Origin of the sequence: Micrococcus sp. (assembly GCF_034179925.1) — a bacterium.
In the GTDB taxonomy this organism is placed as follows: domain Bacteria; phylum Actinomycetota; class Actinomycetes; order Actinomycetales; family Micrococcaceae; genus Micrococcus.
The window spans coordinates 100,824-122,848 of sequence record NZ_JAXFPG010000003.1; the positions used below are offsets into that span (position 1 = coordinate 100,824).

Annotated in this window: 19 protein-coding genes, 2 tRNA genes and 1 pseudogene; 13 read left to right on the top strand and 9 right to left on the bottom strand. The window is 71.6% G+C overall.

What is annotated here, in order from left to right; genetic code table 11:
• Positions 1–92 precede the first annotated feature (92 nt).
• A complete protein-coding gene (locus tag SPI96_RS00670; RefSeq protein WP_321080438.1) occupies positions 93–1,004 on the bottom strand; it encodes an acyl-CoA thioesterase II in 912 nt (303 codons plus the stop codon).
• A 54-nt stretch (positions 1,005–1,058) separates the two neighbouring features.
• Between SPI96_RS00670 and SPI96_RS00675 the strand changes: the two genes are divergently transcribed.
• Positions 1,059–1,889, top strand: a complete 831-nt coding sequence (locus SPI96_RS00675) for a hypothetical protein (RefSeq protein WP_321080439.1) — start codon at positions 1,059–1,061, stop codon at positions 1,887–1,889.
• A gap of 72 nt (positions 1,890–1,961) precedes the next feature.
• Here the strand turns inward: SPI96_RS00675 and SPI96_RS00680 are convergent, their stop codons facing one another.
• From SPI96_RS00680 to pepN, 3 genes and pseudogenes are all read right to left on the bottom strand, one after another.
• A complete protein-coding gene (locus tag SPI96_RS00680) occupies positions 1,962–2,366 on the bottom strand; it encodes a globin (RefSeq protein ID WP_321080458.1) in 405 nt (134 codons plus the stop codon).
• A gap of 186 nt (positions 2,367–2,552) precedes the next feature.
• Positions 2,553–2,984: pseudogene (locus SPI96_RS00685) on the bottom strand (OsmC family protein); the annotation flags it as partial.
• 1,362 nt (positions 2,985–4,346) lie between these two features.
• Entirely contained in the window at positions 4,347–6,935 is a 2,589-nt protein-coding gene (gene pepN / locus SPI96_RS00690) for an aminopeptidase N (protein ID WP_414601880.1), read from the bottom strand.
• A gap of 172 nt (positions 6,936–7,107) precedes the next feature.
• Here pepN and SPI96_RS00695 point away from each other — a divergent pair, with 172 nt between their 5' ends.
• Together SPI96_RS00695 and SPI96_RS00700 are read left to right on the top strand one after the other, a co-directional pair.
• Positions 7,108–7,581, top strand: a complete 474-nt coding sequence (locus tag SPI96_RS00695) for a ribose-5-phosphate isomerase (RefSeq protein ID WP_321080441.1) — start codon at positions 7,108–7,110, stop codon at positions 7,579–7,581.
• Positions 7,582–8,460 (top strand): Fpg/Nei family DNA glycosylase, encoded by an 879-nt coding sequence (locus SPI96_RS00700; RefSeq protein ID WP_321080442.1) that lies wholly within the window; start codon positions 7,582–7,584, stop codon positions 8,458–8,460.
• Here SPI96_RS00700 and SPI96_RS00705 read toward each other — a convergent pair.
• Entirely contained in the window at positions 8,451–9,335 is an 885-nt protein-coding gene (locus tag SPI96_RS00705) for an NAD(P)H-binding protein (protein WP_321080443.1), read from the bottom strand. The genes SPI96_RS00700 and SPI96_RS00705 overlap by 10 nt on opposite strands.
• 176 nt (positions 9,336–9,511) lie before the next feature.
• On the opposite strand from SPI96_RS00705, the gene SPI96_RS00710 reads away from it, so the two are divergent.
• The gene (locus SPI96_RS00710; protein WP_321080444.1) at positions 9,512–10,750 is read left to right on the top strand and encodes a glycosyltransferase; all 1,239 of its coding nucleotides are present in this window, start codon (positions 9,512–9,514) and stop codon (positions 10,748–10,750) included.
• Between the two features lie 116 nt (positions 10,751–10,866).
• Positions 10,867–11,199, top strand: coding sequence for a hypothetical protein (locus SPI96_RS00715; protein WP_321080445.1), 333 nt, complete (start codon positions 10,867–10,869; stop codon positions 11,197–11,199).
• Positions 11,200–11,273: 74 nt separating this feature from the next.
• Here SPI96_RS00715 and SPI96_RS00720 read toward each other — a convergent pair whose 3' ends face one another.
• Complete coding sequence (locus SPI96_RS00720; RefSeq protein WP_321080446.1) at positions 11,274–12,068, bottom strand: DUF1345 domain-containing protein; 795 nt, start codon at positions 12,066–12,068, stop codon at positions 11,274–11,276.
• A gap of 163 nt (positions 12,069–12,231) precedes the next feature.
• Between SPI96_RS00720 and SPI96_RS00725 the strand changes: the two genes are divergently transcribed.
• On the top strand, positions 12,232–12,909 hold the full coding sequence (locus tag SPI96_RS00725) for a hypothetical protein (protein WP_321080447.1): 678 nt from the start codon (positions 12,232–12,234) through the stop codon (positions 12,907–12,909).
• Between the two features lie 116 nt (positions 12,910–13,025).
• Here SPI96_RS00725 and SPI96_RS00730 read toward each other — a convergent pair.
• Positions 13,026–13,099: transfer RNA gene (locus tag SPI96_RS00730), tRNA-Gly, on the bottom strand.
• Between the two features lie 186 nt (positions 13,100–13,285).
• On the opposite strand from SPI96_RS00730, the gene SPI96_RS00735 reads away from it, so the two are divergent.
• A tRNA-Pro gene (locus SPI96_RS00735) sits at positions 13,286–13,359 on the top strand.
• Positions 13,360–13,398: 39 nt separating this feature from the next.
• Positions 13,399–14,823 (top strand): trigger factor, encoded by a 1,425-nt coding sequence (tig, locus tag SPI96_RS00740; protein ID WP_321080448.1) that lies wholly within the window; start codon positions 13,399–13,401, stop codon positions 14,821–14,823.
• A gap of 123 nt (positions 14,824–14,946) precedes the next feature.
• Here tig and SPI96_RS00745 read toward each other — a convergent pair whose 3' ends face one another.
• Entirely contained in the window at positions 14,947–15,927 is a 981-nt protein-coding gene (locus tag SPI96_RS00745; RefSeq protein ID WP_321080449.1) for an amidohydrolase family protein, read from the bottom strand.
• A gap of 32 nt (positions 15,928–15,959) precedes the next feature.
• Positions 15,960–17,345 (bottom strand): MFS transporter, encoded by a 1,386-nt coding sequence (locus SPI96_RS00750; protein WP_321080450.1) that lies wholly within the window; start codon positions 17,343–17,345, stop codon positions 15,960–15,962.
• Between the two features lie 103 nt (positions 17,346–17,448).
• Between SPI96_RS00750 and SPI96_RS00755 the strand changes: the two genes are divergently transcribed.
• From SPI96_RS00755 to SPI96_RS00775, 5 genes are all read left to right on the top strand, one after another.
• Entirely contained in the window at positions 17,449–18,375 is a 927-nt protein-coding gene (locus SPI96_RS00755; protein ID WP_321080451.1) for an AsnC family transcriptional regulator, read from the top strand.
• Positions 18,376–18,565: 190 nt separating this feature from the next.
• A complete protein-coding gene (locus SPI96_RS00760) occupies positions 18,566–19,159 on the top strand; it encodes an ATP-dependent Clp protease proteolytic subunit (protein WP_321080459.1) in 594 nt (197 codons plus the stop codon).
• A 44-nt stretch (positions 19,160–19,203) separates the two neighbouring features.
• Entirely contained in the window at positions 19,204–19,869 is a 666-nt protein-coding gene (locus SPI96_RS00765) for an ATP-dependent Clp protease proteolytic subunit (protein ID WP_321080452.1), read from the top strand.
• Between the two features lie 169 nt (positions 19,870–20,038).
• The gene (clpX, locus tag SPI96_RS00770; protein WP_321080453.1) at positions 20,039–21,337 is read left to right on the top strand and encodes an ATP-dependent Clp protease ATP-binding subunit ClpX; all 1,299 of its coding nucleotides are present in this window, start codon (positions 20,039–20,041) and stop codon (positions 21,335–21,337) included.
• 25 nt (positions 21,338–21,362) lie between these two features.
• On the top strand, positions 21,363–21,980 hold the full coding sequence (locus SPI96_RS00775) for a disulfide bond formation protein DsbA (RefSeq protein ID WP_321080454.1): 618 nt from the start codon (positions 21,363–21,365) through the stop codon (positions 21,978–21,980).
• The last annotated feature ends 45 nt before the right edge of the window (positions 21,981–22,025 follow it).

Here is a 22,025-nt window from a genome sequence, read left to right on the forward strand (position 1 = left end):
CCCGGGACGCACGACGCCGGCCGCTCACCCCGCGTGGGGTGGGCGGCCGACGTCGTGTGCGGGGCCGGGAGGCGGGGCCCGGTGCCCGGCTCTCAGACGCCGGGCGCGGTGCGGATCATGCCCTCCTGCGCCACCGTCGCCACAAGGTGCCCGTCGCGGGTGAACACGCGGCCGAGGCCGAGGCCGCGGGCACCCTGCGCGGACGGGGACTCCTGCACGTAGAGCAGCCACTCGTCCGCCCGGGCGGGCCGGTGGAACCACATCGCGTGGTCCAGCGAGGCCACGGACATCCCCGGGTGGGTCCAGGCGAGGCCGTGGCGGCGCAGCACCGGCTCCAGCAGCGTGTAGTCCGAGGCGTAGGTCAGCGCGGAGCGGTGCAGGTGGGGGTCGTCCGCCAGGGGTGAGAAGGTACGCATCCACACCATGTTCCGGCTCCGGCGGTGCTCGTCCGGGCGCACGTACACGGCCGGGGTCACGTGGCGGATGTCGAAGGGACGGGACCAAGCGGTCTCCTGGGCCACCGGGTGGTCGATCCCGCCGAGCAGGTCCGCGGCGGAGGGCAGCTCCTCCGGGCCGGGCACGTCCGCGGGCATCGGCTCGTGGTGGTCCACGCCCTCGGCGGCCTGCTGGAACGAGCAGGTCAGCGAGAGGATCGTCCGGCCCTCCTGGCTCGCGGAGACCTGCCGCACGGAGAAGGAGCGGCCGTCGCGCAGGGGGTCCACCGTGAAGGTGATCGGCGCCAGCGCGTCCCCAGGACGGACGAAGTAGGCGTGCAGCGAGTGCGCGGGCCGGTCCGCGGGGGCGGTGCGTCCGGCAGCCGCGAGCGCCTGGGCCAGCACCTGCCCGCCGAACACGCGGCCGAGGGCCTGCGGGGGAGTGGTGCCCGTGAACCGGGGAGCACCGGTGGCCGGATCCGGTTCGGCCGGGGTGAGGTCGAGGATGCCGCGCAGCAGGTCGGTCGGGTCGGTCGGCGCCGTCGGCGGGCGCTGGGGGGTCGGGCTCATGGACTCTCCTGGGTGGGGTTCGGGGCCGGGACACGGACCTGGGACAATCGTTCCATGCCCGACGCCACCTCCTCCGACGCCTCTGCCACCGACGTCCCCGCCACCGACGCCGGCCCCCCGGCCGGGCCCGCCGTCGTCGCCCCGGCCTCCGACTCCGACGCCCCCGAGGGCTCCGCCGCCCCCGAGAGCGCGGGGGGCAAGGTCCTGCACCTGGCCGATGAGCGCTCCGTGCGTGACCTCGAGGAGTTCGCCTCCCGCGCCCGGCGCGTGGCGGACACCGGCATGCGGCTGACCGTGGCCGCCCCGGCCACCGCCGGCCGTCCGCCGTTGCTGGCCCAGTGGGTGTCCGTGCTGCAGCCGGCCGGCCTGGGTGACGCCGTCCCCGTGGTCCTCGGCCTGCGCACCGTGCCGCTGGCCTCGGCCTCCGGGGTCGAGGGCCTGGACGTGGTGGTTCCCCTGGCCGCGGTGGGCGAGCGCACCGCCCGGATGCGCTCGGCGGCGGGGGAGCAGGCGCGGGCGTTCACGCTGCCGCCGACCCGTGAGCAGGTGGCATGGACGGCCCTGACCCCGCCCCGGTCCGGCTGGCAGGTGCGGGCGGAGGTCGGCGAGGACGAGCTGCTGGAGGTCGCACGCCTGGGCGCTGAGGCGGTGCGGGACGCGCTGCCACAGGATCCGGGGGAGGCGCTCGTGCGCCGGGTGCGCGCACAGGTGTGGTCGCCGGCCCTCGGCGGGGAGGTGAGCTTCCCCGCGGGCATGGCCTTCGGCGCCCACGCCCTCGGGTTCCTGCGGCCCGGCGGCCGGGCGCGGGTGGCCGTCAACGGTCCGTGGCGCCGGCTGGACACCCCTGGCGGGTTCGTGCTCGGCCGGGCGGCCGTCGGCGTCTGAGCCGGTGGGCCGGGCCCGGCACGCCGGGGCGGCCGGTCAGGCGGCGTCGCTCCGGAAGGCGGAGGGGACCGGTCAGGCGGAGTTCACCAGGGAGTGGGCGGCCCGCTCCAGGTAGTCCCAGAGCTCGGCCTCGTGCAGCGGGGGCAGGTCCAGGGACTCGACGGCGGTGCGCATGTGGCGCAGCCAGGCGTCCCGGGCCGCCGGGTCCACCCGGAAGGGCATGTGCCGCATCCGCAGGCGGGGGTGTCCGCGCTGCTCGGAGTAGGTGCGCGGGCCGCCCCAGTACTGCTCCAGGAACATCCGCAGGCGCGCCTCAGCGCCCTCCCAGTCGTCGTCCGGGTACATGGGTGCCAGCAGGGGGTCCTGCCGGACGTTCTCGTAGAACACGCGGGTGAGGGCGGCGAAGGTCTCGCGCCCGCCGACGGCCTCGTAGAAGCTCGCGGCCTGGGCCTGTGTCTCGGCTGGGGCGCCGGCCATGGCCACGGGCTCCACCTCGGCCGGCCGATCCGTCAGCCCCGTCACCTGCGTCGGAGGCTTCGCGACGCGCGGGCGCAGCACCGCCAGCGGCGCACCCAGCCGGGCCGAGTGGTCGGGCAGGGCGGTGCCGGAGGAGGAGTCCGCGGTGTCCGCGGCGGCCGCAGCGGGGACGGGCTCCACGATGATCGGCGCCGAGACCGAGTTCGCGATGAAGCACATCCGGTGCGCCTCGGCGTGCAGCCGGTCGGCGCGCTCACGCTCGGCTTCCTCGGCCAGACGCACCTCGGGCCGCAGGGTGATCGAGGCGAAGCGGCCGGCGCCGTCGTCGTCCACCTCGAGGGTGCCCTCAGCGGCGCAGGTCATGGCCGTGACCACGAGCCCGGCCTCCACGGCGGCGTGCAGGTAGGAGAGCACATGGCACTGGGCCAGGGCGCCCAGCAGCAGCAGCTCGGGGTTCCACCGGGAGGCGTCGCCCCGGAACGGACGGGCGGCCGAGGCGTGGATCTCCCCGACGGCCGCATGGTGGATCACCACGGAGCGGTCGAAGTCCCGCGGCCCGGACGTGCCCGTGCCGCGGTCGCCGGTCCACTCGGTGCACAGGGAGAAGGTGTGCTTCATGGTGTCCAGCTTAGCGAGGCCTTCGGACTGAGCATCGCGCTCTTACGAACTGCCATTGACGTGAACACAGGTTGGGGCTACCATGGTCAAAGTCACCCATGGTGATGAATTTGGTTGGGTCATACTCCAATGACCCCTAGGAGAAAGGGGGGGGGGGGAGTTATGCTCCTCCGATTTGCTGCTGCCACTTTACCCGCCGCCTCGACGACGATCTCCCCATTGGCGGTAGAAGAATCCGCTGCGCCTCAAGCGTGCATGGTCTCCACGCCGACCGGAGCTGACGCGATTCGATCGGAATCACCCATGTCGGGTGTCTGCTGTGTTACTGCAACGAATTATTCTTTGAGTAGTAGGGATACGAGAATTCCATTCTCTGGAGTTCCTACGTTCCGCAACGGTCCTGGAGGGGCCCTTGAGGTAAATCGTTCATACGGTGGAACTGCAAGTGTTCAGGTGACTGCCGGGGCGGAAAGTGAGGTAGGTGCAGTTCTAGCCAAGGCGAAGGTGAGCGTCAGCGGAAGCCTGACAAAAACCAATTCAACGGGCTCCACGAATACATATAAGAGGACTATTTCCCGAGGAAAGATGGGAAATGCGCAGTATGTCACCTATGGTAAGGATATCTCTTACACGAAGTACCGTATCAACGCAGACTGCTCATCGACTGTTCTTGCTAGAGGGCGCATCAAATATCCGACGTCCGCAGAGGGTTGGTACTACTGGGAGACAAGGCCGTGAGGCGAGGCGTCCCCGTCCTTCTTGCAGTCGCGATCGTGACGCTAACTGCGTGCCAGGTACCTCAGAAAAATGAAACCGGAACTGGCGGGATTTCGCAAAATGAGGGCTTTAGTTCATCCCCTCAGGCTTCATCCTCTACTGACTCTGGAGCGTCTGTGTCGAAGCAAAGCCTACCTGCAGCAGCTTTGGACGTCGCGATTGCTAGGACCAGTGTCGACTCTCGGGAGAACGTAACTGTGGGCGGTAAAGCTGCCGCTGGGGTTGGTTACGATGTCATCGGGGTTTGCTCGGGAGATTCGCACGTTTCCTATCGAGTGATGCTAGATGGGCGTGAAGCAACTTCTGGAGATATCACGTGCGGGGTGGAGATGCGAAATACGGCCCTCCTGCCCGGCCAAGCGGGGAGGGCGAACATTGACGTGGTCACCATCGCGCCTCAGGGGCGTGCCGACCTGCTGCTAGTGCCCGCAGACGACGGTGGGGGTGAGGCCACACCCACGGAGTGAGCGCGGTCCTCTCACGCCACAGCCGACACGGACCGTGGGCGACGGCCCGGCACGATCACTCGTGCCGGGCCGTCGTCAGCGGAAGGTGGGCGGCGTCGTCGGCCGGTCAGGCTGCCGTTCAGACGGCCGCACGGGCCCTCAGGGCGCGGGCCGTCTCATCGCGGGACTCCGCCACGGTGCGGGCCAGGCCGGCGTTCGTCCCCCGCACCCGCTCCGAGAGCTCCGTGGCGCGGTCCACCGTCTCCTGGCTCACCTGGGACGCCGGGAAGCCCAGCGTCGCGGCCGTCTCAGCCATCTCGTGCGACCGCGAACCCCACACCTGCTCGATCACCTCGAAGTACCGGTCCGCGAACGGCGCCAGCAGCGCCGGATCGTGCGCCCGCTGGAAGCCCAGCAGCACCTGGCGCTGCGTCGTGTTGGACAGCTCCCCGGAGATCACCCGGTCCCAGGCGGCCTGCTTGGCCTCCGGGGTCGGCACCGCCGCGCGGGCCTGGGCGGCGGCCAGCGCACCCGTGGCCGTCGGGTCCTCGGCCTCCATCGCGGCGATCTCAGCCTCCCCGGCCCGGCCCGCGGCCACGAGCGCAGTCAGCAGCTCCCAGCGCAGGTCCGTGGTCAGGTCCAGGCCCGGCAGCTCCGAGGCACGCGTGACGACGTCCTCCAGGGCCGTCAGCTGCGCGTCCTGGCGGGCGTTCAGGGCGAACGCCTTGAGGAACTGCAGCTGCTGGTCCGAGCCGGGCGCCGCCTGCTCCATCAGCGTCCACAGCCGGGTGGCCGCCGAGGCCCGCTCGCCCGCGGCGACCTCCTCCGGCAGGTACTGGGAGAGGGTCGTCGCCAGCTGGCGCAGCAGCGTCTGCACCACCGTGGAGTCCTGCTCCGCGCCGATGTTCGTCAGTACCAGGTCCGCGAACCACACGCCCGAGGCCTCGCCGTCGCGCACCGTGTCCCAGGCCGCACCCCACAGCAGGGTCCGGGCCAGCGAGGAGTCCACCTCCGCCAGCCGGGTGGCGGCCGCCTCCCATGAGGCCTCGTCCAGGCGGATCTTCGCGTAGGCGAGGTCGTCGTCGTTCGGCAGGATCAGCGCGGGACGACGCCGGCCCGCCGCCTCCGCCACCTCGGTCACCTCACCGGAGGCGTCCAGCTCGAAGCGCTCCGTGCGCACCAGGCGCCCGGTGGCCTCGTCCACGTCGTAGAAGCCCACCGCCACCCGATGCGGGCGCAGCACATCGTCCCCGGGGGCCAGCGCCGAGCCATCCGGGGCGGACTGGCGCAGACGCAGGGAGGCGATCACGCCGTCGTCGTCCGTGTCCACCTCCACCCGCAGCGTGTTCACGCCGGAGGTCTCCAGCCACAGCCGGGTCCACTCGGACAGGTCCCGCCCCGAGGCGGCCTCCAGCTCCACCATCAGGTCCGGCAGCTCCGTGTTGCCCCAGGCGTGCTTGGCGATGTACGCCCGCACACCGGCCATGAAGTTCTCCTGCCCCACCCAGGCCACCAACTGGCGCAGCACCGAGGCACCCTTCGCGTAGGTGATGCCGTCGAAGTTCACGAGCACGTCGTCCAGGTCCCGGATCTCCGCCTTGATCGGATGCGTGGAGGTCAGCTGGTCCTGCCGGTACGCCCAGTTCTTCTCCATCGAGGAGAACGTGGTCCACGCCCCCTCATACCGGGTGTTCTCCGCGGCCGCCAGCGTGGACATGAACTCCGCGAAGGACTCGTTGAGCCACAGGTCGTTCCACCAGCGCATCGTCACCAGGTCCCCGAACCACATGTGCGCCAGCTCGTGCAGCACGGTGATGGCCCGGCGCTCGCGCACGGCCTCCGTGACGGTGCCGCGGAACACGTAGTTCTCGAGGAAGGTCACGCAGCCGGCGTTCTCCATAGCCCCGGCGTTGAACTCGGGCACGAACAGCTGGTCGTACTTCTCGAACGGGTACGGGTGGCCGTACTGGGCCTCGTAGAACTCGAAGCCCCGGCGGGTGAGATCGAAGATCTCCTCCGCGTCCAGGTGCTCGAACAGGGAGTCGCGGCAGTACACGCCCAGCTCGATGGTGCGCCCGTCCGCGCTGGTCAGCTGGGAGTGCACGGAACGGTAGGGGCCGGCCACCAGGGCGGTGATGTAGGAGGAGATCCGCGGGGTGGGGGAGAACTCCCACACGGCCGCGTCCACGCCCTCCGGGCACCCGGAGGTCTCGACGACGCCCAGCGGCCGCCGCTGACGCTCCGGCTGGTTGGACACCACGGCCCAGTGGGCGGGGGCGGTGACCGTGAACGTGAACGAGGCCTTCAGGTCCGGCTGCTCGAACACGGCGAACACGCGGCGGGAGTCCGGCACCTCGAACTGGGTGTAGAGATACACCTGCTCGTCCACCGGGTCCACGAAGCGATGCAGGCCCTCGCCCGTGGTGGTGTAGTCCGCCATGCCGGAGACGGTCAGGGTGTTCTCCGCCGCCAGCGGGCCGATGCGCAGACGGGCACCGTCGAAGCCGGTCACATCCACGCTGGCCCCGTTGAGGGTCACCTCCGGGGCCTGGGAGGCCACGAAGTCGATCCAGGTCTCAGTGCCGACCGCCTCCGGCGCGGCGGTGAAGGTGACCGTGGTCGAGGAGCCGAAGTGCTCGGCGCCCTGGGTGAGGTCGAGGGCGATCTCGTAGGCCTCCACGGTCAGGGCCGCGGCACGGGCGGCGGCCTCCTCGCGCGTGATGTTCATGGCTGCGGCGGTGGTCACGGGAGCGGGTCTCCTCAGCTCGGTTCGGGCGTGGACGGTCAGCACCGCGGCTGTGATGGCACCCACGGAGCACCGGGGCCCAGTCTGCCACCGCCACCGCAGGGCTCACTAGACTGGCCAGGATCCACCGCCCCCACACCCCAGGAGCACTCGCATGCGCGTCCACATCGCCACCGACCACGCCGGAATGGAGCTGTCCGCCCACCTCGTCCGCCATCTCACGGACGCCGGCTACGAGATGGTCGACCACGGCCCGGCCGAGTACGACGCCCTGGACGACTACCCGGGCTTCTGCATCAACGCTGCCCGCGCCGTCGCCGCCGAGCGCGCCGAGGGCCGGGACTCGCTGGGCATCGTGCTGGGCGGCTCCGGCAATGGCGAGCAGATGGCCGCGAACAAGGTGGAGGGCATCCGTGCCGCGCTCGTGTGGAACGAATCCACCGCCCGTCTGGCCCGCGAGCACAACGATGCGAACGTCGTCGCCGTGGGTGGGCGTCAGCACAGCATCGAGGAGGCCACGGCCCTGATCGAGCTGTTCCTGGCCGAGCCGTTCTCCGAGGACGAGCGCCACGTGCGGCGCATCGGCAAGATCTCCCACTACGAGACCACCGGAGAGGTGCTGATGTGAGTGCCTGAGGGCCATTCCATCCACCGGCTGGCGCGGCAGTTCCAGGACGTGTTCGTCGGCGCGCCGGTGCGCGCCTCCAGCCCGCAGGGACGCTTCGCCGACGGCGCCGCGCTCCTCGACGGGCACACTCCCGTCCGGGCGTGGGCCCACGGCAAGCACTTCTTCCTGGACTTCGAGCACGCGCTCACCCTGAACGTGCACCTGGGCATGTACGGGGCGTGGACCTTCGGCGGGGACGAGACGTTCGCCGCGGCTTCCTCGATCGGCGCCCCGCGCCGGATCGGGGAGACCGAGGACCACTCCGGCCCCGCCTCCGCCGAGCCGCCCGCGCCGCGCCCCACCGTGCGGCTGCGCCTCGAGGCCGAGCACGGCTGGGCGGACCTGATCGGCGCCACCACGTGCCGGGTGCTGACACCGGAGGAGGTCGGGGAGGTCACCGCGAAGCTCGGCCCGGACCCGCTGAACGACGACGCCCCCGACCTCTTCGTCTCCCGCGCCGCGCGCACGCGGCGGCCGATCGGGGTCGTGCTGATGGACCAGTCCATGGTGGGCGGGATCGGGAACATCTACCGGGCCGAGGTGCTGTTCCGTGCCGGGCTCGACCCGTGGCGGCCTGCCAAGGACGTGGGGGAGGAGGCCCTGCGCGCGCTCTACGCGGACAACCAGGCGCTCATGCGCGAGGGCGTGCGGCTCGGCCGCATTGTCACCACCGCCCCCGAGCACCGGCCGGGCGTGCCGGCCGAGCAGGCCTGGCCGGAGCACGCGAACTACGTCTACCACCGGCAGGGGAGGCCGTGCCGGGTGTGCGGCCGGGACGCGATCGTGGTCGAGGAGATGGCGGCGCGCAAGCTCTACCGCTGCACGGTCTGTCAGGGGTGACCGCGGCGCGGCCGGCCCCTCTGCTCCTGATCGAGGAAGTCCGCCAGCCGACGGCGCCCGGTCGGCGACCCCACCTGATCTTGGGACAGCGTCCAGCGGAGGAAGTCCACGCCGTCCGCCGCGGGGGGACTGACGAGGCGGACCAGCCGGGAGGCGGCCGAGCCCACGGGGGCGGGGACGGGCAGGAGCCTCGCCCGGACGCCTCGTGCACGCCCCGCCAGCGCCACCACCTCCGACCAGCGGAGCGTCTCCGGACCCCCGACGTCCCACGTCCCCTCCGCGGCGTCCGGGAGCGAGGTGAGGATGAACTCCGCCAGATCGGCTCCGTGGATCGGATTCATCCGGGGGTCGCGGGGTGACCCGGGCACCCACTGCGGGAGGGGGGAGCGGAGGAGGAGGCCGAGGTCGGAGAAGAAGGCCGAGGGGTTCACCACCTGCGCGCAGACGGCGGACCGACGCAGTACGGCCGCGAAGGCTGCCTTCGCCCGCACGAGCGGGGGGTCGCCCTCGTCGAGTCCGAGCACACCCGTGTAGGTGAACCGGCGGACGCCCTGACGCAGGGCCGCGTCGAGGACGGTCAGGTTGCCCCGGAAGTCGACGGCCCACGGCCCGGGACCGGGGCCCGTGGCGCCAAGCGCCGAGATCACCCAGTCGCCCCGTGCGGCGGCCCGGGCCGCGACGTCGGGGTCCGTCACGTCGCCGATCACCCAGCTGCTCGGGCACCCGGCGAGGGGCGGGGCGCCGAACGGTCCGGGGGCCTCCGCCCGGCCCCGGTCGCGCACGACCGCGTGGACCTCGCGGCCCGCCTCGGCCGCGGACGCCACCACATGGCGTCCGAGATAGCCCGAGGCGCCCACCACCACGACGGAGTCCATGGGGCCACGGTAGTCGTGTGATGGACGTGGAGCTGTGCGGAGATGCCTGATTCACCAGAGGCTCACCAGGGTGAAGCCATCATTAAAGCTGTGGGATTCGCGGGGGCATGCGCGATGAGTACCGTTAGCGTCGTCCTTGATCGACCGTTCGCCCCGCCAACAGGAGAGGAGAACTGATGCGCATCGTCTTCTCACCCGAGAGCTACAACCTGGGCGAGACCACTCGCTGCATCGAGGTCGCGGGGGCCGCCCGCGCCGCCGGTCACGAGACGAGCTTCCATGTCTACTCCGATCGATATCTGGGGCTGATCGAAGAGGCCGGCCATGCGGTCCGACTCGGCTCTCCGGTGATGACGCCGGAACAGGCGCGCCAGGTGATGGACTTCGACCAGGGCCGCGGGATCTCCCACCCCTTCGACCTGGACACGGTCCGCCGGCGGGTCTCGGGGGAGCTGGCGGCGATCCACGACGCCGACGCCGCGGTGATCGGGTCGAATCCCACCATGTTCATCTCGGCCCGGGCCGGGGGCGTGCCCCTCTTCTACGTGCGGCCGTACTACATGTCGAGGTCGTACTTCCTCGACGTCGACGACGGCTACCGCGCGCCGGGGCCGCTCCGGTGGGCCGCCCGGCTGATCACCTGGAAGCCGAAGAGCCTGTCGCGGGTGGCGGCCGAGTACGGGGTGCGCCTCCCGGGTCCGCTCGTCGAGGCCATGACGTCCGACGTCGACCTGATCGCATCGCTGCCCCCGGCCTTGGACCGGCGACCCCTCGACTGCCATGACGTGGCGGTCGGCCCCGTCCACTACCGTTCGCCCGCCCCGTTGCCCGCCTTCCTCGAGGAGCGCGACGCGCCGCACCCGCTCGTCTACGTCAGCTTCGGATCCTCGGGCTCGCCGGAGGTGCTCGGACGGGTCCTGGCCCAGCTGGACGCCACGGGGATCGACCTCCTCGTCGGCGGGGGTGTGGAGATCCCGGCGGACGTCGCAGCCGGTCTGAGCGACCGCGTGCACCGCGTCGGCGTCGTTTCGGAGCATCGGCTGCGCGGCCGGATCGACGCCGCGGTCATCCATGGAGGGGAGGGCACGGTGCAGGCGGCCTGCCTCGCCGGCGTCCCCTTCGCGGGGTACCCCATGCAGGCCGAGCAGCGCTGGAACGTCGACGAGTGCGTTCGCCTGGGCAACGCACTCCGTCTGCGTCGCTCGGACGTCACCCGGGGACGTATGCCGGACGTCGTCCGCCGGCTCCTGACCGACGGGGCCCTGCGCCGGAGCGCCTCCGGCCTGAGCGAGCGCATGGCCGGCCTCGACGGCCCGGCCCGAGCCGTGTCCGTCATCGAACGCGTCGTGGCGGACGGCCTCGCCACCGCGGCCGACCGCCCCCACACCGTCCCAGACCAGGAGGAGCACCCATGAACGCCCACGCCCACTCGTCCCTGTCGGAGCTCATCTGAGACCGCGTCGCCGAGCTCCGCGAGGGTCTCATCGACGTGGGGCAGCGGGAGGGAGAGGTAGAGCAGGAAGCGGTCCGGGTGGGCGGCATCGGGAACATCTACCGGGCCGAGTCCCTCTTCCGGGCCGGGATCGACCCGTGGACGCCCGCGTCCTCCCTCGACGCGGAGGCGTTGCGCGCGCTCTACGAGGACAACCGGCTCTTGATGCGCCACGGCGTGCGGCTGGGCCGGATCGTCACGGTGCGCCCGGAGGACCGGCCTGGCGTCTCCGACGAGGACGCCTGGCCCGAGTACGCGAACTACGTGTACCACCGGCAAGGCACGGTGTGCCGGGGGTGCGGGCAGGACGCGATCGTGATGGAGGAGATGGCCGCCCGCAAGCTCTACCGCTGCACGGTCTGCCAGACATGATGAGCTGCCGGGGTTGCCGGCGGTGACGGGTCGTCCGGCAGGCCGAGGGGCCGCCGTCGTGCTCCCGCGCGTGGTCAGGAGACGGTGAGCAGGAGCGAGGCCAGCGCCGCGATGATCATGGAGTTGAAGAGGAACGCGACCACCGCATGCTCGCGGACCGCGGTGCGTGCGGATCGACCGGAGAACTCGACGTCCTGGGCGCCCATCATCGTGGAGAGCGTCAGGGACAGCGAGACGTAGTCGGAGAACACCGGGGCATCCGAGCCGCGGAAGCGCAGCGGGGGAGCGGCGGACTCCCCCTCGGCCCGTGGAGCCTGCGGGTCGTGATGGGCGGCCAGCCGGGCATAGCGCAGCGCCTGTGCCAGGACGATGCTCGTCCAGCAGGCCAGGACCGTGACGACGGCCAGGAACCGCATGGCAGGGATGCCGCGGACCTCGGGCATCCACATCGACGCGACCACCACGAGCATCGCCATGACCGAGAAGGTGACGGTGGTGCCCAGCGTGCTCGACTCGCCCAGCAGCAGGGCCCGCCAGCCGACCGGGTTGACCGACTCCCTCGGGCCGCGGGAACGGGTCCGCAGCAGTGTGTGGAGGTCCTCGGAGCCGCGGCGGCCGAGCCACCGGTGCAGGACGACGGCCTCCGCCAGGGAGAGGACCGCCCACAGCAGGCCGAGTGTGAGGATCCCGGAGATCCAGACGGAGTGCCGCACCTCGCCGAGGCCCAGGACGTCACCCAGCGGTGTGGCGACCATCAGGAGGCTCGCGCCCGCCGCGACCGCGGCGGCGACGAACGCGAGCGCCGTCGTCCGTGAGACGTCGTCCTCCAGCACCCGATGGCGCCACGGGCGCCGGTCCGACGGTGACATGTGCGCCCCTGTCCTCTCGTCCTTCCCCATGGAGACCATCATGCACGGGGGTGGTCGTAGAGCGGCGCAGTCGCGCATCTCTCGACATGAGCTTGTAGGTTGGGTGTGACAGACCATGCGGGCCCCGGGATCGTGGCTTGCGCCCCTCAGTCAGGAGTCCACTGTGACCGATGCCGCCCGTCCGCTATCCGAACTGCCCCGCTCGACCGTCCTCAAGGGCCTGGTGTGGTCGGTGCCGGCTGTCGCCGCCGTGGCCGCCGCACCCGTGGCGGCCGCCTCCCCGTGGGTCACCCACACCGTCGCCTTCCGGGCGGACAGCACCGGCACCACGACGGCGGTCGGGTCCGTCCCGGCTGAGGGTGCCCCCGCCGACGTGATTCGAGTGAACTCCTCTGTGGGGCCGAGCCGAACCCCCGTGGCAGGCAATCTCTCCGCCACCGGCGGTGGCACGGGGCTGACCATCTCCTCCCGGGCCCGCAGCGCGAACTACGGCGGTGGTTCCCCGCAGACAGTGACCCTCACATTCCCCGTGCCCGTCCGGGACGTGCGCTTCACCCTCCGTGGCATCGACACCAACGGCAACGCCGGCTCCCACGGCTTCCATGACACCGTGGTGGTGACGCCCTCCCCGGTGATCGAGGCCCGCACCGGGACCGTCGGGAACGCCACGGCCTCCTCGCCGCTGACCGTGCCGAATGGTGAGGCCTCGGGCTCGGCGCGCGTCGTCGTGCCCGGCCCCGTCACTTCCGTCACGATTGCCCTGGACAACCAGGCTGGCAGCGGTGTGCAGTCCATCGTGATCGCGGACATGACCTACCTGGGCGACCTCGGCCAGTACTGAGGTCCGTCGGTCAGGGGGAGTCCGGGCGGCCATAGTGGGCCACGCGGGCGCGTTTCCCGACCCCGAATGCACGTCAGGGCCCGGACGAATCCGAGCCCTGACCAGGTGTTTTCCAGTGGAGGGGATGACGGGAATCGAACCCGCGTAGCCAGTTTGGAAGACTGGGGCTCTACCATTGAGCTACATCCCCGCGGGCCGCCGTGGAAGCGGTCCAGCGGCGACCACCCTAGCATGCGATCCGGTGGTCTTGGGCCCGGGTGCTGCCGGGTTTTCACGGGGAAGCGGGGCTCGCGGTAGGCTTCCACAGTCTGCCCTCGGGCAGAGTCTCGGGTGCTGGCGCCCCGTTGCCGGGACTGCCCGGCCCGGAGCCCGCCGCCGGGGTGTAGCTCAGCTTGGTAGAGCGCGCGCTTTGGGAGCGTGAGGCCGCAGGTTCAAATCCTGTCACCCCGACTCGACGTCCGATCCATACCGATTCAACAGGAGCCGTCCGTGGTCAAGTCCACCGCAGAGAACCTCAGCCCGACCCGCGTCAAGCTGACCGTCGAGGTGCCGTTCGAGGAGGTGAAGCCGGTCCTGGACAAGGCCTTCAAGGACATCGCCAAGCAGGTGCAGATCCCCGGCTTCCGTGCCGGCAAGGTCCCGGCGCGCCTGATCGAGCAGCGCTTCGGCCGCGAGGTCGTCGTGGACCAGGCCGTGAACGAGGGCCTGAACACCTGGTTCGGCCAGGCCGTCGCCGAGGCCGAGGCCACCCCGATCTCCCGCCCCGAGGTGGACGTGACCGCCACCCCGGACGCCGAGAACCCCGAGGGCCCGGTGACCTTCACCGCCGAGTTCGACGTGCGCCCCACCATCGAGCTGCCCGACTACAAGGGCATCAAGGTGACCGTGGAGCCCGCCGAGGCCACCGCCGAGGACGAGCAGGCCCAGCTGGACGCCCTGCGCTCCCGCTTCGGCACCCTCAAGGATGTGGAGCGCCCGGCCGCGAAGGACGACTTCGTGACCATGGACCTCACCGCCACCGTGGACGGTGAGCAGGTCGATCAGGCCCAGGGCCTGTCCTACCAGGTGGGTGCCGGCACCATGCTGGACGGCATCGACGAGGCCCTCGACGGTCTCTCCGCCGGTGAGGACGCCACCTTCGAGACCACCCTCGCCGGCGGTGAGCACGACGGCGAGACCGCCACCGTGAAGCTGGTCCTGCAGGCCGTCAAGGAGCGCGAGCTGCCCGAGGCCGACGACGAGTTCGCTCAGCTGGCCTCCGAGTTCGACACCATCGACGAGCTCAAGGAGGACCTGAAGAAGAAGGCCGCTGAGGCCGCCGTGAACCGTCAGGGCGTCGAGGCCCGCGACAAGGTGCTCGAGGAGCTCGGCAAGCTCGTGGAGGTGCCGGTCCCGGACGGCGTCATCGCCGAGCAGGTCGACCAGCACTTCTCCGCCGGCCGCGGCGCCGGCGACGAGCACGACACCGCCGAGCACCGCGCTGAGCTCGAGAAGAACACCCGTGAGGCGTTCGCCAACGAGATCATCCTCGACGAGGTCGCCGAGGCCGAGTCCGTGACCGTGGACCAGGGCGAGCTCATCGAGTACATCATGGCCACCTCCGCCGAGTACGGCATGGACCCGAACCAGTTCGCCATGATGCTCGACCAGGCCGGCCAGATCCCGATGGTCATGGGTGAGGTTCGCCGCCGCAAGGCCCTGGCCAAGGTCCTCGAGCACGCCGAGGTCACCGACACTGAGGGCAAGACCGTGGACCTGCGCGCCTTCGTGACCCCGGGCGGCCAGGAGGCCGTGGACGCCGCCGAGGCCGAGTCCGCCGAGGAGGCCCCGGCCGAGGAGAAGCCCGCGAAGAAGGCTCCGGCCAAGAAGAAGGTCCCCGCCAAGAAGAAGGCCGCCGAGACCGACGAGGCCTGATCCCGCCGCGGCCGTAGGCCGCATGCACCACGACGGCGCCCCTCACCTCCGCAACGAGGTGAGGGGCGCCGTCGTCGTCGGGGGATGGTGCCCCTGCCGGGGCGGGGGCTGTCCCGAGACGCTTCAGAGACCGTAGAGTCGCCGCGCGTTGGCACCCAGGACCCCGTCCCGCTCGGTGGGGGACAGACGCGAGGTGCGCACGTACTCGAACGCCCGGACGTATTTCGCGTCCTGGAAATAGGGGAAGTCGGAGCCGGCGAGGATCTGCTCGGCGCCCACGGTCTCGGCGGTCATCGCCAGGGACGGCTCGTGGAAGTTCGCCGCATCGTAGTGGATCTGCCGCAGCATGGTGCGCGGGGAGGCCGGGAACTGGCCCCAGTCCTCGTGGTTGTCCTCAAGACGCTGGGCCAGGAACGGCAGATCGCCGCCCAGATGCGCCACATGCAGGCGGGCGCGCGGGAACCGCCGGAGGTGGTCGGCGGCCATCAGCTGGAGTACCGCGGTGGCGTCCTCCACCGGGGCGCCGTTGACCCAGGCCAGGCCGTGGTCCGCGATGAGCGGACTGCCGGCCCCGGAGCCGGTGGGATGGAGGTTCACCACGAGCCCGCGGCGGTCCAGGTCCTCCCAGACGGGATCGAGACGCGGATCGGCGGGCACGGTGCCGTCCGGGAGCACGGTGGGCAGGCTCACCCCCACGACGCCGGCTGCGGGCTCGGGGCCGTCCAGCAGCCGGGTGAGCTCGGCGAGGGACTCGGCCACATGCGGCAGGGGAAGGGCGAGGTAGATGAGGAACCGGTCCGGATGGGCCGCCTGCAGGCGCAGGTACTCGTCGTTGATCCAGCGGGCTGCTCGGGCCGCGTCCTCCGGGTCCGCCAGGGAGGGGGACTGCGGGGTGGCCGCCAGCACCTGCACCCCCACCCCGGCTCGGTCCATGAGGGCGAGCCGGGCGGCGATCTCGGCCTCGCCGGATCCGGCCCCCATCCCGCGGGCGATGCGCGTGGTCTCCGGGTCCCGGCCGCCGCGTTCGAGCAGATCGAGGTAGGCGTCCGGGTAGACGTGGGCGTGGGTGTCGATCGCTCCGGGGGCGAGGGGTGGTTCGCTCATGGGGTGATCGTCGCAGACGGGGCGGGCGGACGTCAGTGCCGCCGGACCGCGCGGATGCCGGAGGCGCAGAGGGCCACGAGTACGGCCACGAGGACGGCGGCCCCGCCGGAGACCGCGAAGGAGGCCGGGCCGGGGACCCGGTGGCCGGCGACCGGGACGGACAGCAGGACGGCCAGGGCGCTGACACCCGCGGAGGCCACGGCTGTCCCGATCGCGCGGGTCAGGGCGTTGATGCCGTTGGCGGCGCCGATCTGCCGCGGTTCGGCGTGGGCGGCGATCAGCATCGGCAGGGCCGCATAGCCGATGCCGACGCCGACGCCGATCACGGTGGCCCAGACGACGGCGCCGAGGGCGTCCCCGGTGAACAGCAGCCGGCCCAGGTAGCCCAGGGCAGTCACCACGCCGCCGACGGCCAGCACCCCGCGCGGGCCGCGGCGCCGGGCCAGCCACGCCGTGAGCGGGGCGACCACGAGCATGGCGGCGGCGTTGGGGAGCATGGCCAGCCCGGCCGCGGTGGCGTCCCAGCCGAACCCGCCGGCCTCCGTCGGGTTCTGGAGCTGCTGGGTGGTGAGCAGCAGGTTGGCGAACATGAGCATGCCCAGCAGCAGGGAGGCGATGTTCGTCAGCAGTACCGGGCGGGCGGCCGTGGCCCGCAGGTCCACCAGCGGGGCGGGGGTGCGCAGCTCGAACACGCCCCATCCGAGCAGCACGAGCACGCCGAGGACGAGCAGGGCCAGGGTGAGCGGGGAGGTCCAGCCCCAGGCGTTGCCCTGGGACACCCCGGTGAGCAGTGCGAGCAGGCCGAGGGCCAGCAGCACGGACCCGGTGAGGTCGAAGGGGGCGTGGGCGGAGCCGGAGCCGCGGGGGATCACACGGCCGATCGCCACCAGGGACGCGACGGAGAGCAGGGCCGAGACCCAGAAGAGCCAGGGCCAGCCGAGGGTCGTGGTGATCAGGCCACCGAGGGGGATGCCCAGGCCGCCGCCGACGCCGAGCACGGCCGAGAGGATCGCCAGCGCCCTGGGGATCCGGTCCGGGGGCAGGCTGTCGCGCATCTGGGACATCGCCACCGGCACGACGGCGGTCCCCAGCCCCTGGAGGGCGCGGCCGGCGATCAGCGTGCCGAGTCCGCCCCACGGGGCGATGACGGAGCCGACCAGCACCGCCGTCATGGCGACGAGCATGATGCGCCGGCGGCCGAAGAGGTCCGAGAGCTGGGCGAGGATCGGCGTCGCGACGGCGCCGGAGAGCAGCGTGGCGGTCACCAGCCAGGAGACGGCCGCCGCCGAGGTGCCCAGCTCCGCCGGAAGGCCGGGCACGGCCGGCACCACGAGGGTCTGCTGCAGGGCGACGACGAGGCAGGCGAAGGCCCCCACCGCGGTCAGGGCGGTGGGGGAGGAGATCGGAGCAGTGGTCATGGCCGGAAGGCCACCAGGGCAGAGGAAGGATGCGAAGCCATGTGCAAGAATCCGACATACCATGGCGAGAATCCGGGGTGAAGCGACGGAGAGGAGGGTCGTCTTGCAGGACGCACGGGGAAGCGCCCGATCACGGCCGGGGGCCCCGGCCCTCGACGGGCTCGACCGGCGGCTGATCGCCGAGGTGGTGGCCGACCCCGCCGCCCCCTACACCGTCTGGGCCGAACGGCTCGGGGTCAGCGACCGCACCGTCACCCGGCGCTACCTCGCCCTCCGTGACCGGGACGTCGTGCGGGTGCGCGGGCGCACCGTCCCCGGGTTCGACGGTCGACTGGCCTGGCTCACCCGCACCGTGGGCACGCCGACGGCGATGGCCCGCCTCGGCGCCGTCGTCGCCGGCTTCCCCCACTCCCGATGGGTCCGCCTCAGCGCGGACGGCACCGAGCTGACCGCCGGCCTGGTGACCTCCGGGCGCGGGGAGGACGTCGTGCTCTCCGGGCTCACCGGGCGGCGCGGAGCCGAGCGCACGCGCGTTGTCGAGCTGCTCCGGGTGTGGGGGTCCTCGAGGGCCGTGGACCGTGCTCCCCGCCCCCTCGACGCCGCCGACCGCGCCCTGCTGGACGCCCTCGCCGCGGACGGGCGCGCCAGCCTCGCCCAGCTCGCGCACGCCACCGGACTGAGCCCCTCGACGGCCAGCCGCCGACGGGCGCAGCTGGTCGAGGAGGGGGTGGTGTACTTCGAGGCCGACGTGGACGTGCGGGCCCTGGGCGAGGACGGGGACGCCCTGGTGTGGATCACCGCCGCACCCGGGGCGATCCGGCGGGTCGGGCGGATCCTCGCGGACCTGCCCGAGGTTCGCTTCGTGGCCGCCACGTCCGGGCCGACGTCCCTGGTCGCCAACGTGGTGGCATCCTCCGCGGGGGACCTCGTCGACGTCATCGACACCCACCTGGACCTGTCCGGCGTGCACCACGCCGAGATCGCGCCCCAGGGGCCCGTGCTCAAGCGCTCGCCGAGCGGATGGGGCTGAACCGTCCGACGGCGACGCCGACAGCGAAACGGTGCGGCGGCCCGCGCCCGGGTGCCCCCGCTCGGGCTAGTCTCGAGCACGATCCGGGAACCCCCGCGCGTCGTCGCCCCCGTTTGGGAGGGCCGGCGCGGAGGCTCCCGTCCCCCGTATCGACAGGAAGGCAGCAGTGATGACGGACATCACCCCCCGCATGACGTCGGTGGACCCGACGCTCCGCGAGGACTACCTCTACAACCGGCTGCTCAAGGAGCGCATCATCTGGCTGGGCTCGGACGTGCGCGACGACAACGCGAACGCCATCTGCTCGCAGCTGCTCCTGCTCTCGGCGGAGGACCCCGAGAAGGACATCTACCTGTACATCAACTCCCCGGGCGGCTCCGTCACCGCGGGCATGGCCATCTACGACACGATGCAGTACATCCCCAACGACGTCGTCACCGTGGCCACAGGCCTGGCGGCGTCCATGGGCCAGTTCCTGCTGGCCTCCGGCACCAAGGGCAAGCGCTACGCCACGCCCCACGCGCGCATCCTGATGCACCAGCCCTCCGGCGGCATCGGCGGCACGGAGTCGGACATCCGCATCCAGGCCCAGCTGATCCTGCACATGAAGCGGGTCATGGCCGAGCTCACCGCCGAGCAGACCGGTCAGTCGGTGGAGACCATCCTCGAGGACAACGCCCGCGACAAGTGGTTCACCGCCCAGGAGGCGCTCGAGTACGGGTTCATCGACCACATCGCCGAGCACGCCTCCACCGTCGCCGGCGGCGGCGGCGTCGAGGGCTGAGCCCCGCACCGGACCGTTCCAGACCTCATCCTCAGGAGACCAGAATGACCTCGTTCCCCGCCGGGCTCCCCACCGGGGCCCCCGCCCTGCCCACTCCGAGCGCCCGCTACATCCTGCCCCAGTTCGAGGAGCGGACCCCGTACGGCTTCAAGCGCCAGGACCCCTACGCCAAGCTGTTCGAGGACCGCATCGTGTTCCTCGGCTCCCAGGTGGACGACGCCTCGGCCGACGACATCATGGCCCAGCTGCTCGTTCTGGAGGCCATGGACTCGGAGCGGGACATCACGCTCTACATCAACTCCCCGGGCGGCTCCTTCACCGCCATGACGGCCATCTTCGACACCATGCAGTTCATCCGCCCGGAGGTGCAGACCGTGTGCCTGGGCCAGGCCGCCTCGGCCGCCGCCGTCCTGTTGGCCGCCGGCGCCCCCGGCAAGCGCCTGGCGCTGCCGAACGCGCGTGTGCTGATCCACCAGCCGGCGATGCAGGGTGACCGCGGTACCGCCACGGACCTGGAGATCCACGCCAACGAGATCAACCGCATGCGCGTGTGGATGGAGCAGACCCTGGCCTCCCTGTCCGACCGCACCCCGGAGGAGGTCTCCCGGGACATCGACCGGGACAAGTTCCTCTCCGCCCAGGGGGCGAAGGAGTACGGCCTGGTCGACGAGGTCCTGGCCTCGCGCAAGATCACCCGTCCGTCCGCCTGACCTCGGCGGACGCCTCCACAGGCCCCGTCCCGCCCCACTCGGGGGACGGGACGGGGCCGGCCCGACCCGCGCCGTAACGCGTCGGGGCCGGGTCGTATCCTGGACCCCGAGACGACGGCGTCGCCCCCTGCCGGGCGGCGCCTCCTGCCCCCGGACCCGAGGAGACCCCATGGCGCGCATCGGCGAGAGCGCAGACCTGCTCAAGTGCTCGTTCTGCGGCAAGAGCCAGAAGCAGGTCCGCAAGCTGATCGCGGGCCCGGGCGTCTACATCTGCGACGAGTGCATCGAGCTGTGCAACGAGATCGTGGAGGAGGAGCTCGGCGAGGCCACGGAGGCCAGCGAGTTCACCCTCCCCACGCCGCAGGAGATCTTCGACCACCTCGAGCGGTTCGTGGTGGGCCAGGAGGCCGCCAAACGCTCCCTCGCGGTGGCCGTGTACAACCACTACAAGCGGGTGCGGGCCCCGCAGGGCCGCAGCGCGGACTTCGCCGAGCGTCTTGAGGGCCGGGACGACCTCGCCGACGTGGAAGTCGGCAAGTCGAACATCCTCATGGTCGGCCCCACCGGCTCGGGCAAGACCTACCTCGCGCAGACCCTGGCCCGGATGCTGGACGTACCCTTCGCCGTCGCCGATGCCACGAGCCTCACCGAGGCCGGCTACGTGGGCGAGGACGTGGAGAACATCCTGCTCAAGCTCATCCAGGCCGCCGACCATGACGTCAAGCGGGCCGAGCAGGGGATCATCTACATCGACGAGATCGACAAGATCTCCCGCAAGTCGGAGAACCCCTCCATCACCCGGGACGTCTCCGGTGAGGGTGTGCAGCAGGCGCTGCTGAAGATCCTCGAGGGCACGGTGGCCTCCGTGCCCCCGCAGGGCGGGCGCAAGCACCCGCACCAGGAGTTCCTGCAGATCGACACCTCCAACGTGCTGTTCATCGTGGCCGGCGCCTTCGCCGGCCTGGACGAGATCATCGGCTCGCGGGCCGGCCGCAAGGGCATCGGCTTCGGGGCCCCGCTGCACCAGCACGGCGCCGGGGAGACGACCTACGCGGACGTCCGCCCGGAGGACCTGCTCAAGTTCGGCCTCATCCCCGAGTTCATCGGCCGCCTGCCCGTGATCACCACGGTCGAGGACCTCACCCATGACCAGCTCGTCCGAGTCCTCACCGAGCCGAAGAACGCCCTGCTGAAGCAGTACCAGAAGATGTTCCTCATGGACGGCGTGGAGCTCGAATTCGAGCCCGCGGCGCTGGACGCCGTCGTGGACCTCGCCGAGGCCCGCGGCACCGGGGCCCGCGGACTGCGCTCCATCATGGAGGACGTCCTCAAGCCCGTGATGTTCGACCTGCCCTCCCGCGAGGACGTCGGCACCGTGGTGATCACCGCGCAGACCGTCCGCGGGGAGGCCGAGGCCACCCTGATCCCGGCCGAGGTGGAGCGCAAGCGCCGCCGCCGCTCAGCCTGACCGACCCGACCCGAGAGGACCGCCCATGACTGAGAACGCAGCAACGCCCGTCGTCGAGTTCTACTTCGACCCCACCTGCCCCTTCGCGTGGGTCACCTCCCGGTGGATCCTCGAGGTGGAAAAGGTGCGTGAGGTCTCCGTGACCTTCAAGCAGATGTCCCTCTACATGCTCAACGAGGGCCGGGACCTGGACCCCGCCTACCGCCGCCACACCGACCGCGGCCTCATCCCGGGCCGGGCCACCCAGTTCGTCGGGGCCCAGCACCCCGAGCGTCTGGGCGAGTGGTACACGGCCCTGGGCACCCGGATCCACAACGAAGGCGACAAGGACTACGAGTCCGCCCTCACCGCCGCCGCCGAGCGCCTCGGCCTGGACCCGGCCCCGATCCTCGAGGCCACCACCACGGACGCCGAGGACGACGGCCTGCGCGCCAAGCAGCGGGCAGCCGAGGAGCTCGTGGGCGACGACGTCGGCACACCCGTGCTCTCCATGGACGGCACCGCGTTCTTCGGCCCCGTGATGACCCGCATCCCCCGCGGCGAGGAGGCCGGCGAGATCTTCGACGCCGCCGTCCGTCTGGCCCGGTACCCGTACTTCTACGAGATCAAGCGCGCCCGCACCACGAACCCGCAGTTCGACTGACCCCCACTGCACGACGTCGGCCCCGCACCTCCACGTGGAGGTGCG

Bases quoted from the DNA above. Each gene is read 5' to 3' on its own strand.
- SPI96_RS00670 (WP_321080438.1), bottom strand. From the start codon at position 1,004: ATGAGCCCGACCCCCCAGCGCCCGCCGACGGCGCCGACCGACCCGACC.
- SPI96_RS00675 (WP_321080439.1), top strand. From the start codon at position 1,059: ATGCCCGACGCCACCTCCTCCGACGCCTCTGCCACCGACGTCCCCGCC.
- SPI96_RS00680 (WP_321080458.1), bottom strand. From the start codon at position 2,366: ATGGCCGGCGCCCCAGCCGAGACACAGGCCCAGGCCGCGAGCTTCTAC.
- pepN (WP_414601880.1), bottom strand. From the start codon at position 6,935: ATGAACATCACGCGCGAGGAGGCCGCCGCCCGTGCCGCGGCCCTGACC.
- SPI96_RS00695 (WP_321080441.1), top strand. From the start codon at position 7,108: ATGCGCGTCCACATCGCCACCGACCACGCCGGAATGGAGCTGTCCGCC.
- SPI96_RS00705 (WP_321080443.1), bottom strand. From the start codon at position 9,335: ATGGACTCCGTCGTGGTGGTGGGCGCCTCGGGCTATCTCGGACGCCAT.
- SPI96_RS00710 (WP_321080444.1), top strand. From the start codon at position 9,512: ATGCGCATCGTCTTCTCACCCGAGAGCTACAACCTGGGCGAGACCACT.
- SPI96_RS00720 (WP_321080446.1), bottom strand. From the start codon at position 12,068: ATGTCACCGTCGGACCGGCGCCCGTGGCGCCATCGGGTGCTGGAGGAC.
- SPI96_RS00745 (WP_321080449.1), bottom strand. From the start codon at position 15,927: ATGAGCGAACCACCCCTCGCCCCCGGAGCGATCGACACCCACGCCCAC.
- SPI96_RS00750 (WP_321080450.1), bottom strand. From the start codon at position 17,345: ATGACCACTGCTCCGATCTCCTCCCCCACCGCCCTGACCGCGGTGGGG.
- SPI96_RS00760 (WP_321080459.1), top strand. From the start codon at position 18,566: ATGACGTCGGTGGACCCGACGCTCCGCGAGGACTACCTCTACAACCGG.
- SPI96_RS00765 (WP_321080452.1), top strand. From the start codon at position 19,204: ATGACCTCGTTCCCCGCCGGGCTCCCCACCGGGGCCCCCGCCCTGCCC.
- clpX (WP_321080453.1), top strand. From the start codon at position 20,039: ATGGCGCGCATCGGCGAGAGCGCAGACCTGCTCAAGTGCTCGTTCTGC.
- SPI96_RS00775 (WP_321080454.1), top strand. From the start codon at position 21,363: ATGACTGAGAACGCAGCAACGCCCGTCGTCGAGTTCTACTTCGACCCC.